The organism is Streptomyces tropicalis (genome assembly GCF_029269835.1).
GTDB lineage: Bacteria > Actinomycetota > Actinomycetes > Streptomycetales > Streptomycetaceae > Streptomyces > Streptomyces tropicalis.
Window position 1 is genome coordinate 405,959 of the sequence record NZ_JARJBB010000002.1, and the last position, 16,019, is coordinate 421,977.

General features: G+C 73.7%; 15 protein-coding genes. 5 read left to right on the forward strand and 10 right to left on the reverse strand.

From position 1 onward, the window contains the following. Positions 1-25: 25 nt before the first annotated feature. The 5 genes from P3H78_RS05780 to P3H78_RS05800 all read right to left on the reverse strand — a co-directional run bounded on the left by P3H78_RS05780 (position 26) and on the right by P3H78_RS05800 (position 3,733). Positions 26-385, reverse strand: a complete 360-nt coding sequence (locus tag P3H78_RS05780) for a TadE/TadG family type IV pilus assembly protein (protein WP_276107679.1) — start codon at positions 383-385, stop codon at positions 26-28. 1 nt (position 386) lies between these two features. Next, a complete protein-coding gene (locus P3H78_RS05785) occupies positions 387-779 on the reverse strand; it encodes a TadE/TadG family type IV pilus assembly protein (protein ID WP_276107680.1) in 393 nt (130 codons plus the stop codon). Positions 780-781: 2 nt separating this feature from the next. After that, the gene (locus P3H78_RS05790) at positions 782-2,041 is read right to left on the reverse strand and encodes a CpaE/TadZ family protein (RefSeq protein WP_276107681.1); all 1,260 of its coding nucleotides are present in this window, start codon (positions 2,039-2,041) and stop codon (positions 782-784) included. Positions 2,042-2,050: 9 nt separating this feature from the next. Continuing rightward, positions 2,051-2,758, reverse strand: a complete 708-nt coding sequence (cpaB, locus tag P3H78_RS05795) for a Flp pilus assembly protein CpaB (protein ID WP_276107682.1) — start codon at positions 2,756-2,758, stop codon at positions 2,051-2,053. A gap of 132 nt (positions 2,759-2,890) precedes the next feature. Beyond that, positions 2,891-3,733 (reverse strand): hypothetical protein, encoded by an 843-nt coding sequence (locus tag P3H78_RS05800; RefSeq protein WP_276107683.1) that lies wholly within the window; start codon positions 3,731-3,733, stop codon positions 2,891-2,893. A 353-nt stretch (positions 3,734-4,086) separates the two neighbouring features. On the opposite strand from P3H78_RS05800, the gene P3H78_RS05805 reads away from it, so the two are divergent. Further along, positions 4,087-5,778: a chitinase gene (locus tag P3H78_RS05805; protein WP_276107684.1), complete on the forward strand. Its 1,692-nt coding sequence runs from the start codon at positions 4,087-4,089 to the stop codon at positions 5,776-5,778. Between the two features lie 149 nt (positions 5,779-5,927). Then, complete coding sequence (locus tag P3H78_RS05810) at positions 5,928-7,298, forward strand: M14 family metallopeptidase (RefSeq protein ID WP_276107685.1); 1,371 nt, start codon at positions 5,928-5,930, stop codon at positions 7,296-7,298. Between the two features lie 12 nt (positions 7,299-7,310). Here the strand turns inward: P3H78_RS05810 and P3H78_RS05815 are convergent, their stop codons facing one another. The 4 genes from P3H78_RS05815 to P3H78_RS05830 form a co-directional block, all read right to left on the reverse strand. Continuing rightward, on the reverse strand, positions 7,311-8,000 hold the full coding sequence (locus tag P3H78_RS05815; protein ID WP_276107686.1) for a hypothetical protein: 690 nt from the start codon (positions 7,998-8,000) through the stop codon (positions 7,311-7,313). Between the two features lie 168 nt (positions 8,001-8,168). Further along, complete coding sequence (locus P3H78_RS05820; protein ID WP_276107687.1) at positions 8,169-8,579, reverse strand: RidA family protein; 411 nt, start codon at positions 8,577-8,579, stop codon at positions 8,169-8,171. Beyond that, positions 8,576-9,349: an IclR family transcriptional regulator gene (locus tag P3H78_RS05825; RefSeq protein ID WP_276107688.1), complete on the reverse strand. Its 774-nt coding sequence runs from the start codon at positions 9,347-9,349 to the stop codon at positions 8,576-8,578. Before P3H78_RS05825 ends, P3H78_RS05820 begins: the two co-directional genes overlap by 4 nt. Next, positions 9,346-10,434 (reverse strand): sugar kinase, encoded by a 1,089-nt coding sequence (locus tag P3H78_RS05830; RefSeq protein ID WP_276107689.1) that lies wholly within the window; start codon positions 10,432-10,434, stop codon positions 9,346-9,348. Before P3H78_RS05830 ends, P3H78_RS05825 begins: the two co-directional genes overlap by 4 nt. Before the next feature lie 137 nt (positions 10,435-10,571). Here P3H78_RS05830 and P3H78_RS05835 point away from each other — a divergent pair, with 137 nt between their 5' ends. Further along, positions 10,572-11,837, forward strand: coding sequence for an amino acid deaminase (locus tag P3H78_RS05835; protein WP_276107690.1), 1,266 nt, complete (start codon positions 10,572-10,574; stop codon positions 11,835-11,837). An 11-nt stretch (positions 11,838-11,848) separates the two neighbouring features. After that, positions 11,849-13,459 (forward strand): N-acyl-D-amino-acid deacylase family protein, encoded by a 1,611-nt coding sequence (locus tag P3H78_RS05840; RefSeq protein WP_276107691.1) that lies wholly within the window; start codon positions 11,849-11,851, stop codon positions 13,457-13,459. A gap of 18 nt (positions 13,460-13,477) precedes the next feature. On the opposite strand, the gene P3H78_RS05845 is transcribed toward P3H78_RS05840, so the two are convergent. Further along, a complete protein-coding gene (locus P3H78_RS05845) occupies positions 13,478-14,341 on the reverse strand; it encodes a S1 family peptidase (protein ID WP_276107692.1) in 864 nt (287 codons plus the stop codon). A gap of 408 nt (positions 14,342-14,749) precedes the next feature. On the opposite strand from P3H78_RS05845, the gene P3H78_RS05850 reads away from it, so the two are divergent. Beyond that, the gene (locus tag P3H78_RS05850; RefSeq protein ID WP_276107693.1) at positions 14,750-15,961 is read left to right on the forward strand and encodes a pyridoxal phosphate-dependent aminotransferase; all 1,212 of its coding nucleotides are present in this window, start codon (positions 14,750-14,752) and stop codon (positions 15,959-15,961) included. Positions 15,962-16,019 lie beyond the last annotated feature (58 nt).

Here is a 16,019-nt window from a genome sequence, read left to right on the forward strand (position 1 = left end):
CGTTCCGGTGCTCCTCGGGTCCTGGTCAGTGGTCGAGCGGCATGGTGGCGGTCTTGCGGGCGGTGCCGATCGGGTCCCAGCCGGGGACGACGGACGGGATGGTCACCTCGGCGGTGACCGTGACGGTGTCGCCTCCGGGGGCCGGGGTGCACCGGGTGCGGTGCGCGAGCCAGCCGGCGACCGCCTCGGTGCAGGCCTGCTGGGCGCCCTGCCGGAGCGAGGCGGCGCGGGCCCCGGCGCGGGCGGCGGTGCCGGCCTGCTGGGCGGCGTAGGCGACCAGGCCGAGCTGGACGGCCGCGAGGGCGACGATCAGGAGGACCGGGAGGAAGCCGAGGTACTCGAGGGCGGCCTGCCCCCGGTCGCGGTGTGCGCGCCGGAACGGCATGTCAGTCCTTCACCTCCTCCACGGCTCCCGCGTGGCCCTTGACCTGGAAGGGGAAGGAGACGGCGCCGGGGAACAGGACGGGCACCTCGAGGCTGACGTCGGCGGTCACGTAGCCGCCCCCTGCCCCGCAGTCGACACCGGCGCCGCTCCGCCACGCCCCCGGCAGGTCGCTCATGGCGGCCTGCCGGCACGCCCCGTTCCGGTCCTGCGCCGCCGTCCCCGCCCGCACCGCCTCGTCCGCCGCGTTGCCCGCCAGGGTGTACGTGTATCCGACCAGGACGCACTGCCAGAGCACCACCAGCGTGACGATGATCGTCGGCAGCATCCCGAGGAACTCCACGGCGACCTGCCCGTCGTCCGCACGCAGACGCCGTACGCTCCCGAGCGCGTTCATCCTCATCCCCCTCCCCCTGTCTCCCGGCGGCGCCGCAGGCTCACCGCGCCGCGGTCGCCGCGGAACCGTCCGCCCTTCTGGGCGGCCTCCGTCACCTTGACGAGGCCCAGTTCGGCCGCGAGGGCCCACAGGGCCTGCTTCACCACGCTGCGGTGGTCGAGCTCGTGGATGCGGCCGGCGTCCACCGCGCTCTGGAGTTCCTTGAAGTGGGCCGGGATCGCGGTGCCGGCCACCGCGGTGCCGGTGATCCGCTGGATCAGCGGCGGCTGGATCTCGGTGCCGCGGGTGTGCCGGTTGACGACCACCGTGGTCTCCTCGGCCTTGCGGACCTGGAGCCGGTCCCACATCCGCACCGTGCGCTTGGCGGCCCGGACGGCGACCACGTCCGGGGTGGTCAGCAGCAGGGCGGTGTCGGCCATCTCGACGGCCGCGGCCCCGGCGCCGCTCATCTGCGCGCCGCAGTCGAGGACGACGACCTCGTAGCGGGAGCGCAGGGCGCTGACGATCTGCCGGGTGGCGCGGTCGGTGACCTCCTCGCCGCGTTCGCCCTCGCCGGGGGCGAGCAGCAGGGCCACACCGGTGTCGTGCCGGAAGACGGCGTCGGCGAGGACGCGCGGAGAGATGTCGGCGATGCCGGCCAGGTCGACGACCGAGCGGCGGAACTGGACGTCGAGGTAGGAGGCGACGTCGCCGGACTGGAGGTCCATGTCGACGAGGGCGGTGCTGTGCCCGGAGGCCTGGGCGGCGAGGGCGATCTGGATGGCGGCGAGGGTGGCGCCCACGCCGCCCTTGGCGCCGCTGACCGTGACGACGCGGCCGCCGACCCCGCTGAACACGTCCCCGCCGTGCCCGAGATGGCGGCGCACGCCCACCGACCACTGCGCCACCGCCTGGACGCGGTTGACCAGTTCCTCGTAGCCGAGCGGCAGCGCCACCAGGCCCCGCGCGCCGGAGTCCATGGCGGCGGAGAACAGGCCGGGGCTCGCGTCGGAGGTGACGAGGATGACGCCGACGGCCGGGAAGCGCAGGGCCACTTCGCGGATGAGCTCCAGCGCCGGGACCGGTCCGATGCGCTCGTGCACCACCACGATCTCGGGCAGCTCCTCGATGGACTCGGCGGCCAGGCGCGCGAGGGTGTCGACGAGCTGGGTGGAGTCGGCGACGGGGGGCACCGGCTCCGCGTCGGGGAGCTGGCTGAGCAGTGTCGTGAGGGACCGGACCGCGTCCGCGTCACCGACTGCCGGGAGGATCCTGGTGGGCATGCGGGCCTCTCACTTGTCGTTCGCGAGTTCGTAGGTCCGGTCCTTGGCCGGCACGCCGGTGTCGGTGCCGGGTGCGACCAGGGCGAGCCGGACCCGCTGGGCGAACGACTCGGCGTAGGTGATCCGCTGCGCGTCGAGGGTGGACAGCGCGAAGGTGATCGGGACCGCGTCGGTGGGTTGCTGGGTGCGGTTGTTCGCGTCGGGCTGCAGTGCGGTGATCTGCCCGACGTCGAGGACCCTGGCGTTGGTGACGATGATCTTGGACTGGGCGGGGTCTCCCTGGCGCTGCCCGCCGAAGGTGGCGTAGACGTTGACCGACGAGCCCGGTGTGATCTTGCCGGCGACGCCGGTGGCCGCGTCGATCATGATGGCGACCTCCTGCTGCCCGGGCTGGAGGGCCGGCTGGTTCACGATCATGTCGGTCTGGAGCAGCGAGCCCGCCTGGAGGGTGGTGACCGCGATCTTGCCGCGGATCTGGGCGAGGTCGGTGACGGCGTTGGCCGACAGCCACCGCCTGGGCATCGAGATCTTCTCGAACTGCCCGGTGCTCAGCGTCGTGTAGGGCTTCACGTTGCCCTTGACCCGGTACGCCGTGACCTCGGGGCCGACCTTGGACTGGACGTCGCTGATGACGGAGAGCACGCCCGCGAACGCGCCGAGGGCGCAGAGGACGGACAGGAGCAGGAGTATCACGCCGCGGCGCTGACGGGAGTTCATGAACCGTTCCACCTCGTTGGGGATGTCGGTCGGGCGGAGCCGAGTGGTCCGGTCCGGCTGGGCGGGCTTCGTCGGACGGGTGCGGGTTTCTCTTCCGTTCGGGGGCCGGGGCGGTGGTGCGCGCCCCGGGAGCTAGCCGGGGGGTGCCGGGTGGTCGGGGACGGGCGGGGTGGCGGAGCAGAAGACGCACCGGTCGCCGATGACGTCGATGCCGCACCAGTGGCACACGCCCTGGCGCACGGAGGTGACCAGTTGGTAGAGGACCGACAGGTCGGGCAGGTAGGTGCAGAACTCGACCAGCTTCCCCGTACCCCACCACTGCGCGGACTCGGCGGGCAGCGCGGCCTCGCGCAGTCCGAGGACGTTCCACGCCGGGGCGAGGGTGCCGGTGACCCAGTCGGCAGCGAGCTGTGCCGTGGCGACCAGCATCCACGTCCCGAACTCCGGTCCCTTCAGCGTGGCTTCGGGTCCGATGCGGACGAGCTGCGGCTCGGGGTGGGCGATCACGCCGAACTGGCTCCCGGGCACCCAGGACTTGGCGTGGGCGCGCAGGCCGACGGGGACGTGGTCGAGCCGGGTGACGGAGTTCAGGACGGCGCCGGCGTGGACGTAGTGGGTGAGCAGCCGGCCCGCGGAGGCGAGCACGCCGGGGCTGAGGTCGCAGGAGGCGAGCTGCCGCAACTGCCGGGCGAGCACGGCGATTCCGAGGGGTGGCAGATCCGGGTGGAAGAGCGCGATGCGGTCGCTCTCCAGCAGGGAGCGCACGGTGCGCAGGCGCTGCTCGACCCCGGGGGCGGCGGCGCGGGAGCACACCACGACGACGTATCCGTGCTGGTCGGTCAGCGCCTGCAGCGCAGCCAGCGACTCCTCCAGCGGCTGCCGGTCCAGGTCCCGCAGGACGACGGCCGGGACGGTCCGCTCGTCCTGCGCGGGCAGCGCCATGTCGGCACTGGTCACAGCAATGGCAGTGGGCACGCGCAGCTCCCCGTTCGATGCCTGTCGGCGTGCCGCCGTTCCCTGCGGCCCGCCGAAATGACTTCACTGCGTGACTACCTCAGCACTGTATCCACGCCTCTGTGACCGGAGAACAGCGATTCTGTAGCTGGTGGGCAACTGTCTTTGCGCAAGACACGTCAAACCGGGGCAGGCCGACCATCCCGTGCGGACCCGAAAGCATGCCGTCCGCCCGGCAGTTGACGTCCCGTCCGCTTCGCGAGGCCTTGACAAGCTTATTGGTCTGGACCAACTTGTAGAACCGTGCGGTGGCCACCCGCGTCCCTCCCCTCCCCCACTCCCCCTCGGAGGCCCCAGTGGACCGCGTATCAGGCATGCCCCGGCGCAGACGGGCTCTGCGCATGTGGTCGGGAGCCGTCACCGCCGCGCTCGCCCTCTGCCTCACGGGCACCGGCACGGCGTCGGCCGCGGACGTCAACAACCTCACCGACGCCGGCTTCGAGTCGGGCCTCGCCGGCTGGACGTGCTCGGCCGGCAGCGGCACGACCGTCTCCTCACCGGTGCACGGCGGCTCGGCCGCGCTGAAGGCGACCCCGGCCGGCCAGGACGACGCCCCGTGCACGCAACCGGTGGCGGTGCGGCCGAACTCCACCTACACACTGAGCGCGTGGGTGCAGGGCGGCTACGCCTATCTGGGCGCCACCGGCACCGGCACCACGGACGTCTCCACCTGGACGCCGGACAGCACGGGCTGGAAGCAGCTCTCCACGACGTTCACCACGGGCGCCTCGACCACGTCGGTGACGGTGTACCTGCACGGCTGGTACGGCCAGGCCGCCTACTACGCCGACGACGTGTCGGTGTTCGGTCCGGACGGGGGCGGCGGGAACCCGGGCCCGACGGTCCCGGCCGCACCGGCCGGCCTGACGGTGACCGGCACGACCTCGTCCTCGGCCTCGCTGTCCTGGAACCCGGTCTCCGGCGCCACCGGCTACACCGTCTACCGCGACGGCACGAAGGCCACGGCGGTGGCAGGCACCTCGGCGACCGTGACCGGCCTCGCGGCGTCCACCACCTACTCCTTCCAGGTCACGGCCACGAACGCGGCGGGCGAGTCGGCGAGGTCGGTGGCGGCCGGCGCCACCACCACGGCGTCCGGAGGCGGCGGGGGCGGCGGCGCACTGCCCCGGCACGCGGTCACCGGCTACTGGCAGAACTTCGACAACGGCGCCACGGTGCAGCACCTCGCGGACGTGCCCTCCGCGTACGACATCGTCGCGGTCGCCTTCGCCGACGCGACGGCCACGCCCGGCGCGGTCTCCTTCACCCTGGACTCGGCCGGCCTCGGCGGCTACTCCGTCGACCGGTTCAAGGCGGACATCAGGGCGAAGCAGGCGGCCGGGAAGAAGGTCGTCGTCTCGATCGGCGGGCAGAACGGCACGGTGTCGGTGAACGACGCGGCCTCGGCCGCGAACTTCGCGAACTCCACCTACGCGCTGATGCAGACGTACGGCTTCGACGGCGTCGACATCGACCTGGAGAACGGCCTCGACCCCACGTACATGACACAGGCGCTCCGGGCGCTGGCGGCGAAGGCGGGCCCGTCGCTCGTGCTCACGATGGCACCGCAGACGATCGACATGCAGTCGACGTCGAACGGCTACTTCCGGACCGCGCTGAACGTCAAGGACATCCTCACCGTCGTCAACATGCAGTACTACAACAGCGGTTCCATGCTGGGCTGCGACGGCAAGGTCTACGCGCAGGGCTCGGTCGACTTCCTCACCGCGCTGGCCTGCATCCAGCTGGAGGGCGGCCTCGCGCCCTCCCAGGTCGGCCTCGGCGTCCCCGCCTCCCCGAGCGGGGCGGGCAGCGGCTACGTCTCCCCGGCCGTGGTGGACAACGCCCTGGACTGCCTGACCCGGGGCACCGGCTGCGGCACCTTCAGGCCGTCCCGGACGTACCCGGACCTGCGGGGCGCGATGACCTGGTCGACGAACTGGGACGCCTCCTCGGGCAACACCTGGTCGAACACGGTCGGCCCCCATGTGCACGCCCTGCCGTAGGGCCGCCCCCGCGTGAGGCCGTCCGGGCGGTTCCCGGCGCCGGACGCCCGACGCCCCGCCGGGGCGCCTTGACCGGCCCGGAGCGAGTACGCAGCATGAGCCACGCCCACGGCCGGACGCCCGGCACCCGCCCGTCCCGAGGAGACCTCATGCGGCCTCGCCCGCGCGGAGCCGGCGCCCGCACCCGGCGCGTCACCCTGCTCGCCGCCCTCGGCGCGCTCACGCTCGCGGCGCCCCTCACGGCCACCGCACCCGCCGCCGCGGGCGGCGCCCGCCCGGGCGGACCCGCCGCCGGCGAGATCGGCCGGTACGAGATCCACCGGACCGCGACGCCCGCGACCCGCGCGGCACTGCGGCGCACCGGCGTCACCGTCGACGAGGCGGACCGGGAGTCGGTCGTCGTCTCCGGCCGCCCCGGCCAGATCCGCTCCCTGCGCGCCCGGGGCTACGACGTCACCGCGCTCGGCGCGCTCCCGGACCGCGGTGCGGGGACCCGCGCGGCCCGCCCCCACGACTTCCCGGCCGCCGACGCGAAATACCACACGTACGCGGAGATGAACGCGGAGATCGCCCGGCGGCTGGCCGCCCACCCGGGCATCCTGAGCCGGCGGGTCATCGGGAAGTCCGCCGAGGGCCGCGACATCGTCGCCCTCAAGGTCAGCGACCACGTCGCCACCGACGAGAACGAGCCGGAGGTGCTGCTGACCTTCCATCAGCACGCCCGCGAGCACCTCACCGTGGAGATGGCGCTGTACCTGCTGCGCGAACTGGTCGACGGCTACGGGACCGACCCCCGGATCACCCGCATCGTCGACAGCCGGGAGATCTGGATCCTGCCCGACCTGAACCCGGACGGCGGCGCGTACGACATCGCCACCGGGTCCTACCGGTCCTGGCGCAAGAACCGGCAGCCCAACAGCGGCTCCCCGTACCCCGGTACGGACCTCAACCGCAACTGGGGCTTCCACTGGGGCTGCTGCCAGGGCTCCTCGGGGTCGCCGTCGGCGGAGACCTACCGGGGGTCCGCACCCGAGTCGGCGCCCGAGGTGAAGGCGGTCGCGGACTTCGCGCGCAGCCGTGTCGTCGGCGGCCGGCAGCAGATCCGCGCCGGCATCGACTTCCACTCGTACAGCGAACTGGTCATGTGGCCCTTCGGGTTCACGACCTCCGCCACCGCGGCCGGCATGACCGCCGACGACGCGGCCGCCTTCCGTGCGGTGGGCCGGAGGATGGCCGCGAGCAACGGCTACACGCCCGAGCAGACCAGCGACCTGTACGTCTCCGACGGGTCCATCGACGACTACCTCTGGGGCACCCAGCGGATCTTCGACTTCACCTTCGAGATGTACCCCCGCTCCGCCGCGGGCGGCGGGTTCTACCCGCCCGGCGAGGTGATCGAGCGGGAGACCGCGCGCAACCGCGACGCGGTGCTCCAGCTGCTGGAGACCGCGGACTGCGTGTACCGGGCGATCGGCAAGGAGGCGCAGTACTGCGCCCCCGCCCCGGCACACCGGTCGTAGCGGCCGGGGCGCTCAGGAGGAGCCGGCGCCCTCGGGCCCCGCCTCCTCGGCCGAACGGTCCGTGCCGTCCTCGTCCTTCGCACCGCCCGTGCCGCCCGTGCCGCCCGTGCCGTCGTCGAAGTAGGCGTCGAGGACGGCGTCCAGCCGGGTCTCCCACTCGGCGAAGCGGCTCCTGGCCGCCGCCTCGATCTCGATGGGGTACCAGCGGCGGTCGGGGGTGTGCACGGTGACGGTGAACCGCTTGCCGAAGCGGGAGGTCGCCGTCTCGACGGCGCCGATCTCGGCCCAGCGGAACTCGCACTCCTGGTCGTCCAGGGCGAGTCTCACCCCGCGGCCGTCGGCGACGATGCTGGCGCGCCGGTCGGCGGCCTCGAAGACGGGCCCGTCGGGGACGTCCTCGTCCGCCGCGTCGGTCCCGTCGTCGGCCCCCTCCGCGTCGGCTTCCGCGGGGGCGTCGGCGGGGTCTTCCCCGGGCTCCTCCCCGGGGCCGGACCCGGCGGAGTCCGCGGGCCGGCGGGGCGGTACGACCCCGTCCTTCCCCGCCGGTGCGTTCGGGGCCTCCACCGCGCTCTCGTCCGCGGGGCGGGACGGCCGGGCGTCCTCCGGCTCCGCCGACGCGGGCGAGGAGAGCCCGGGGACGAAGGCCGGGTCGACTCCGGCGCCTTCCAGGGGCTGGCTGCTCGAACCTGTGCGCTGCTCCACGCGGGCAGTATGGACGATGATCCTGTGCCGGGCACAACCGCCCCTCCTTCCGCACCCGTCGCCCCGGCCACCGTCCGCACCGCACGAGCCCGCCCGGCACCGCCGCCGCCCGCACCGCCCGCACCGTGCGGACGTGCGGCGGGGAAGGTGACCGGGGCGGCCGGCGGCTCAGCCGAGGACGGCGAGCGCGTCGATCTCGACGAGGAGTCCGGGCGGCAGGCCGACGTAGACCGTGGTGCGCGCGGCGGGCGGCTGGGTGAGGCCCTGCTCCTCGAAGTAGGCGTTGTAGAGGTCGTTCATCTCGGCGAAGTGGTCCACGTCGGTCAGGTAGACGCGGATCATCATGGCGTCGTCCCAGGTCGCGCCGCCCTCCCGGAGGATCGCCTCGACGTTGGCGAGCGTCTGGAGGATCTGCTCGCGCAGGGTGGGGCCGGCGGGCGTGGGCGGACGGCCGTCCTCGGCGGGCAGGAATCCGACCTGGCCGGCCACCTGGAGGACGTTCCCCCTGCGGACGCCGTGCGAGAACCTCGCGGGCGGGGTGGTGTGGGTCGTGGGGGTGAGCGCGGTCTTCTCGGTCATACGGTGTCCCTGTCTGGGGTCGTCACGGGGGTCCGGCCGGAGTACTCGCCGCTGATGGCGTCCGCGGTACGGCGCACCAGGGGGAGCAGGGCGAGGAGTTCGTCGGCGGTGACGACGACGTTCGGCGCGGACACCGACATCGCGGCGACCACCCGGCCGTCGGCGCCGCGGACGGGCGCGGCGACACAGTTGATGGACTCCTCGTGGCCGCCGAGGTCGGTGGCCCAGCCCTGGTCGCGCACGGTCGCCAGCTCGCGCAGGAACGCGGCGGCGTTCGGCGTGGACCGGGCCGTGTACAGGGGGTAGTCGAGCGCCTCCGCGACCGCGCGGCGCTGCGCCTCGGGGAGGTCGGCGAGGAGCAGCTTGGCGACGGCGGCCACGGTGATCGCGACCGGCTTGCCGATCCGGGAGTACATGCGCACCGGGTAGCGGCTGTCGACCTTGTCGATGTAGAGGACCTCGCCGTCCTCGTACACCGCGAGGTGGACGGTGTGCCCGCAGCTCCCGCCGAGGCGGACCAGGTGGGGGTGGGCGATCTCGCGGACGTCCAGGTGCTCCATCGCCTCCTGGGCGAGGGCGAAGAGGCGCGCGCCGAGGCGGTAGCGCTGGTCGGACTGGCGGTAGACGAGACCGTGTTCGTGGAGGGTGCGCAGCAGGCGCAGGGCGGTGGACTTGTGCACACCGAGCCGGTCGGCGACCTGCCCGAGGTCGGCGGGCCCCTCGGCGAGCAGCGGCAGGATGCTCAGCGCGCGGTCGACGGTCTGGCTCATGGCGTACGTGCCTCCTTCTCGGCCCGCTCCGCGGTGCGTGTCCGGCCGGGCCCGAGTCGCAGTCTCCCCCACGCCGCGTCGTCGAGGGCGGCGAGTCGGTCGGCGTGGCCCGTCCGGGCGGGGTGCGCCGCTCCGCCCGCGTCCGGCGCGGGGGGCGGGGCGGGCAGGTCGCCGGGGGAGATGAGCGCGGCGGCTGCCGTCAGGTGCCCGTGCCGGAGCCGGTCGCGGAGGGGGAGCCCGCGCAGGGTGGCGGAGAGGAACCCGGCGGCGAAGGCGTCCCCGGCGCCGACCGCGGCCACGACCTCGACGGCGGGCGCGGGCACGAAGGTGCCGGTGCCCGCGTCGGTGCGGTGGTGGGCCGTGGCGCCGGCCGCGCCGTGCTTGACGACCAGCAGCTCCGGTTCGGGCAGTGCGGCGCGCAGGGCGTGCAGGCCGTGCAGGCCCCACGCCTCGCGCGCCTCGTCCTCGCCGACGAGGACGAGGTCCGCGCCCCGGGCCAGGTCCAGCAGGACCCGCGCCCCGCCGGGGTCCCGCCACAGTCCGGGCCGGTGGTTGACGTCGAAGGAGACGAGGGGGCGGCCGGGCCGGCGGGCCGTCAGCTCCCGCACCAGGTCCAGGCAGCCGCGGGACAGCGCGGGCGTGATGCCCGACAGGTGCAGGATCCGGGCGGTGCGCAGGGCGTCCCGGTCGACGTTGTCCGCGGTCATCGCGGAGGCCGCGGATCCGGCCCGGTAGTAGGCGACTTCGTGTCCGCGGGTGCCCCGGTCCCCGGCGGTGCGGAAGTAGACGCCGGTCGGCCGGGCGGGGTCGCGGCGCACGGCGGACACGTCGACGCCGTAGGCCGCGATCGCGCCGAGGAGGTGGTCGCCGAAGCCGTCGGCGCCGACCCGTCCGACCCATCGGGCGGAGTGCCCGGCGGCGGCGAGCGTGCAGGCCACGTTGGACTCGGCGCCGCCGATGCCGCGGACGAAGGAGGGCACGTCGGCGAGGCGGCCCGGGCCGGTGGGCAGAAAGGTGACCATGGACTCGCCGAGCGCGACGACGTCCACGGCGCCGGGGGCCTTGCCGGGTCCGCTGACGGTCACGACGGTCGTACTCCTCGGAAGGGGTGGGGGCGGGCCGGATGCCCGTTGACCCCGCGTCGGCCGAGATGTTAGACAGCAGCAAACGCCCTATGCAATGGATGTTGCACGCAGTGCAACAGACCTGATCAGGAGGCTTCATGGGCACCGAGGCGCTCGCCCGCCTGGCCGAGGAACGCGTCGACCACCGCTTCAAGGGCCTCCCCCCGGACGCCGACGGGCTGACCGTCGGCGAGCTGGCCGCCCAGCGCCGCAACCTCTTCACCGGCGGCTTCCCCACCCCGGTGCTCGCCCTGTCCGCGGAGCGCCTGGAGCACAACCTGCGCCTGATGGAGACGTACGCCGCCCGGCACGGCCTCGCCTTCGCCCCGCACGGCAAGACCTCCATGGCCCCGCAGCTCTTCCGGCGCCAGATCGACCACGGCGCCTGGGGGATCACGCTGGCGGTGCCGCACCAGGTGCGGGTGGCGCGGGCCTTCGGGACCGAGCGGGTCTTCCTGGCGAACCAGGTCGTCGACCCGGCCGCCCTGCGCTGGATCGCCGCCGAGCTGGCCGCCGACCCGTCCTTCCGCCTCGTCGCCTACGTGGACTCGGTGCGCGGGGTGGAGCTGATGGACGCGGCCCTCTCCGGCTCCGCCCGCCCGGTGGACGTCGTGGTGGAGCTGGCCGCCGGGGAGGGCGCGCGGACGGGTGTGCGCACGGAGAAGGACGCCGCGGCGGTCGCGGACGCGGTGGCCGCCGTGCCGACGCTGCGGCTGGTCGGCGTCGCCGGGTACGAGGGCGAGGTGCCCGGCGCGGACCCGGAGCGGGTGCGGGCCTGGCTCGGCCGGCTGATGGCGCTGGCCGCGGACCTCGACGGGGCGGGTCGCTTCGCGGACCTGGACGAGATCGTCGTGAGTGCGGGCGGCAGCGCCTGGTTCGACGTCGTGGCCGAGGAGTTCGCGCGGATGCCGGAGCTCTCCCGGCCGGTGCTGAAGCTGCTGCGCTCGGGCGCCTACGTCTCGCACGACGACGGCCACTACCGCCGGCTGACCCCCTTCAACCGGGTGCCCGAGGAGGGCGCGCTGGAGCCGGCGTTCCGGCTGTGGACCCAGGTCGTCTCGCGCCCCTCGCCCGAGCAGGCCTTCGTGAACGCGGGCAAGCGGGACGCGGCCCACGACCTCGACCTGCCCACGGCCCAGGTGGTGCGCCGGGACGGCACCGAGCGCCCCGCGGCCGGCATCACCGTCACCGCCCTGTCGGACCAGCACGCCTGGCTGCGCACCGCGCCGGAGGCGGATCTGGAGGTCGGCGACTGGGTGGGCCTCGGGTTGTCCCACCCGTGCACGTCCTTCGACAAGTGGCAGCTGATCCCGCTGGTGGAGGCGGACGGCACCGTCGTCGACTACGTCCGCACGTTCTTCTAGGGAGGCCGGGCGTGGAGGAGCTGGTCATCCGGGACGCGGACGTCGCCGACGGCACCGGGGCGCCCTCGTACCGCGCGGACGTGGTCGTGGACCGCGGCCGGATCGTCTCGATCGTCAAGGAGGCCGCGGCGGCCGGCTGCCAGCGGCCGCGGGCCCGCCGGGAGCTGGACGCCGAGGGCCTGGTCCTCTCCCCCGGCTTCGTCGACATGCACGCCCACAGCGACCTCGCCCTGCTGCGCGACCCGGACCACAGCGCGAAGGTCGCCCAGGGGGTCACCCTGGAGGTGCTCGGCCAGGACGGGCTGTCGTACGCGCCGGTGGACGACCGCACGCGCGGGGAGGTGCGCCGGGCGGTCTCCGGGTGGAACGGGCCCGGCGACGACCTGGACCTCGACTGGCGCTCGGTGGGCGAGTACCTGGACCGCCTCGACCGGGGCGTCGCGGTCAACGCCGCCTACCTGGTGCCGCAGGGGACGGTGCGCGCGCTCGTCGTCGGCTGGGAGGACCGCCCGGCCACGCCGGCCGAGCTGGACCGGATGCGGCAGCTCGTGGCGGAGGGCCTGGAGCAGGGCGCGGTCGGCATGTCCTCCGGGCTCACCTACACGCCCGGCATGTACGCCTCGGACGCCGAACTGACCGAGCTGTGCCGGGTGGTGGCCCGCCACGGCGGCTACTACTGCCCGCACCACCGCTCCTACGGCGCCGGGGCGCTGGAGGCGTACGCGGAGATGCTGGCGCTGGCCCGGGAGGCGGGCTGCGCGCTCCATCTCGCCCACGCCACGCTGAACTTCGACGTCAACCGCGGCCGGGCGCCCTCGCTGCTGACGCTGCTGGACGAGGCCCTGGCCGCCGGCGCCGACGTCAGCCTGGACTCCTACCCGTACACGCCCGGCTGCACGACGCTCGCGGCGCTGCTGCCGGGCTGGGCGGGAGAGGGCGGCCCGGAGGCGCTCCTGGCGCGGCTGGCCGACCCGGGGACGGCCGAGCGGATCCGGCACGCCCTGGAGACCACCGGCTCGGACGGCTGCCACGGGGTGCCCGTCGACTGGGACACGGTCGAGATCTCGGGGGTGGGCGACCCCGCGTTCGCGGACCACGTCGGGCTGACCGTGGCCGGGGCGGCCCGCCTGCGCGGCGAGACCCCGTGGGCCGCGGCCCGCCGGCTGCTGACCGGGGACCGGCTCGGCACGACGGTCCTGCAGCACGTGGGCCACGAGGAGAACGTCCGGGCCGTCATGCGCCACCGCACCCACACCGGCGGCTCCGACGGCATCCTGCACGGCGCCAGGCCCCATCCGCGGGCCTGGGGCACCTTCCCGCACTACCTCGGCCGGTACGTGCGGGAGCTGGGCGTGCTGTCGCTGGAGGAGTGCGTCGCCCACCTCACCGGGCGCCCGGCGGCCCGGCTGCGCCTGCCGGACCGGGGTGTCGTCCGCGAGGGGTACCGGGCCGACCTGGTCCTGTTCGACCCGGACACCGTCGCCGCCGGCGCGACCTCCGAGCGGCCCAGGACCCTGCCCACGGGCCTTCCGTACGTGCTGGTGGACGGGCGGTTCGCGATCGAGGACGGGCGGCGCACCGACGTCCTGGCGGGGCGGGCGGTCCGCCGTACTCCGGTGTGACCGCCCGCCCGGCACGGCCTACGGCTTGGGCAGGACGCAGCCGCTCGCGCTCAGGTTCAGCTTGTTGCCCGCGCCGAAGCAGGCGGGGATCTGGTACGTCTCCTCGGCGTAGTTGATGCCCTGGCGGACGGTGACGTTGCCGCTCTCGTCGACCTCGCAGGGGTTGTTCTCGGTGCAGCGCTCGCCGTCCTCGTTGCCGGTGTTGTTCACGGCGACGACCTTGCCGCTGGCGACGTCGACGACGGGCGAGCCGGAGGTGCCGCCGATGGTGTTGCAGGCGGAGGTGTAGCGGAGCGAGTCCTTCCAGGTCCAGTCGCCCTCCTTGAGGCGGTAGACGAACCCGTCGGCGTTGCAGCTGTAGATCCGCTTCCAGTAGCCGGAGACGACCTTGATGGCGGTGCCGGCGACCGGGTGCGTGTCGCTCACGGTCAGCGCGTTGATGCCGTAGGAGCTCTTGATCTGCGCGTACGTGGAGGTCAGCTGGTAGATCGTGACGTCGGTGTCGGTCATCGTCGAGTACGCGACCTTGGCGGCGCGCAGCGTGCCGACCCGGGAGCCGGCGGAGTTCAGCAGGCCGAAGGAGCGGCTTGAGGACTGGTTGACGATGACCTGGCCGGGCGCCGGGAATCCGGTCTCCAGGCAGTGGCCGTTGCTCAGCACGAGCGCCGGGTCGCTGTCGGCGGAACCGGGGAAGCGGATGACGGAGCCCGAGCAGTTGCTCAGCGACACCGTGCCGGCGAAGTCGACGGCCCGGAGCGCGGGCGCCGCGCCCTTCGCCGCGCTCGCCCCGGCGCCGGGTGCCGCCGTCGCGGCGGCCGCGGGCGCCATGCCCGCCCCGGTGACGACCAGGGTCGCGAGCGCGGCAAGGAGAGGCTTGTTCATGTGGGGGGTCCCCTCTGCGGACGTGAGCGACCGGAGATCTTCCGATCGCTGGTCTTGTCATGCGCATTGTGAAGCCCGGAGGGGACGGCCACAAGGCGCCGCGTCCGGTTCGCCGGTTCCGTCCGGCCCGCCAACCACGCCCGCACCACGGCCACTTGACCGTCCGGCCCGGCCGCCGGCAGCGCCCCAGCCCCCCTTACCCGCCGGTACGCGTGACACGCCCGGCGGCACCGATCGGCTCACGCCCGCCAGGGGTACGGCGGACACCCCGCACGACGGCCGCACCGCAGAAATCGCCTGGTCCGCCGGGCCGCGCGCACCCCGGCGGCGGCCTCCGCCCGGACCGGTCCGTCTCACGTGGCGGAAAACACCACGCGCGAAGCGTTACCCGGTCGTAAGCTCCCAGGCATGCAGGTGATCCAGTCGACGAAGCTCGCCAACGTCTGTTACGAGATCCGGGGCCCGGTGCTCGAGGAGGCGATGCGGCTGGAGGCAGCCGGCCACCGCATCCTCAAGCTGAACACGGGCAACCCGGCGGCCTTCGGCTTCGAGTGCCCGCCCGAGATCCTGGAGGACATCCTCCGCAACGTGTCGTCGGCCCACGGCTACGGCGACGCGAAGGGCCTGCTGGCGGCCCGCCGCGCGGTGGTCATGCACAACCAGACCCTGGGCATCGAGACCGACGTCGAGCACGTCTTCGTCGGCAACGGCGTCTCCGAGCTGATCGTGATGGCGATGCAGGGCCTGCTGGACGACGGCGACGAGGTCCTCGTCCCGGCCCCGGACTACCCGCTGTGGACCGCGGCCGTGTCGCTGTCCGGCGGCACCGCCGTCCACTACCGCTGCGACGAGCAGTCCGACTGGATGCCCGACCTCGCCGACATCGAGCGCAAGGTCACCGACCGCACCAAGGCGATCGTCGTCATCAACCCGAACAACCCGACCGGCGCCGTCTACGACGAGGCGATGCTCAAGGGCATCACCGACATCGCCCGCCGGCACAACCTGCTGGTCTGCTCGGACGAGATCTACGACAAGATCCTCTACGACGGCGCCACGCACACGCCGACCGCGAAGATCGCCCCCGACCTGCTCACCCTCACCTTCAACGGCATGTCGAAGGCCTACCGGGTGGCCGGCTACCGCGTCGGCTGGATGTCGATCTCCGGTCCGCGCGCCCACGCCGACTCCTACATCGAGGGCCTGACGATCCTGGCCAACATGCGCCTGTGCGCGAACATGCCGGGCCAGCACGGCGTGGTCGCGGCGCTGAGCGGCCGCCAGACCATCGGCGACCTGGTCCTGCCGGGCGGCCGCCTCAAGGAGCAGCTGGACGTCGCCTACGAGCTGCTCACCGCCATCCCCGGCGTGACCTGCGTACGGCCGAAGGGGGCGCTGTACCTCTTCCCGCGCCTGGACCCCAAGGTCTTCAAGATCAAGGACGACCGGCAGATGGTCCTGGACCTGCTGCGCCAGGAGAAGATCATGGTCGTGCAGGGCACCGGCTTCAACTGGCCGGAACCGGACCACTTCCGGGTGGTGACCCTGCCCGCGGTCGACGACCTGCGCGACGCCGTCGAGCGGATCGGCACCTTCCTGGACGGCTACGGCCAGACCTGACGCTCACCCTGGGTGGCCCTACGGTCCGGTTGCGCGAACCAGCTCAACTTTAGACCAG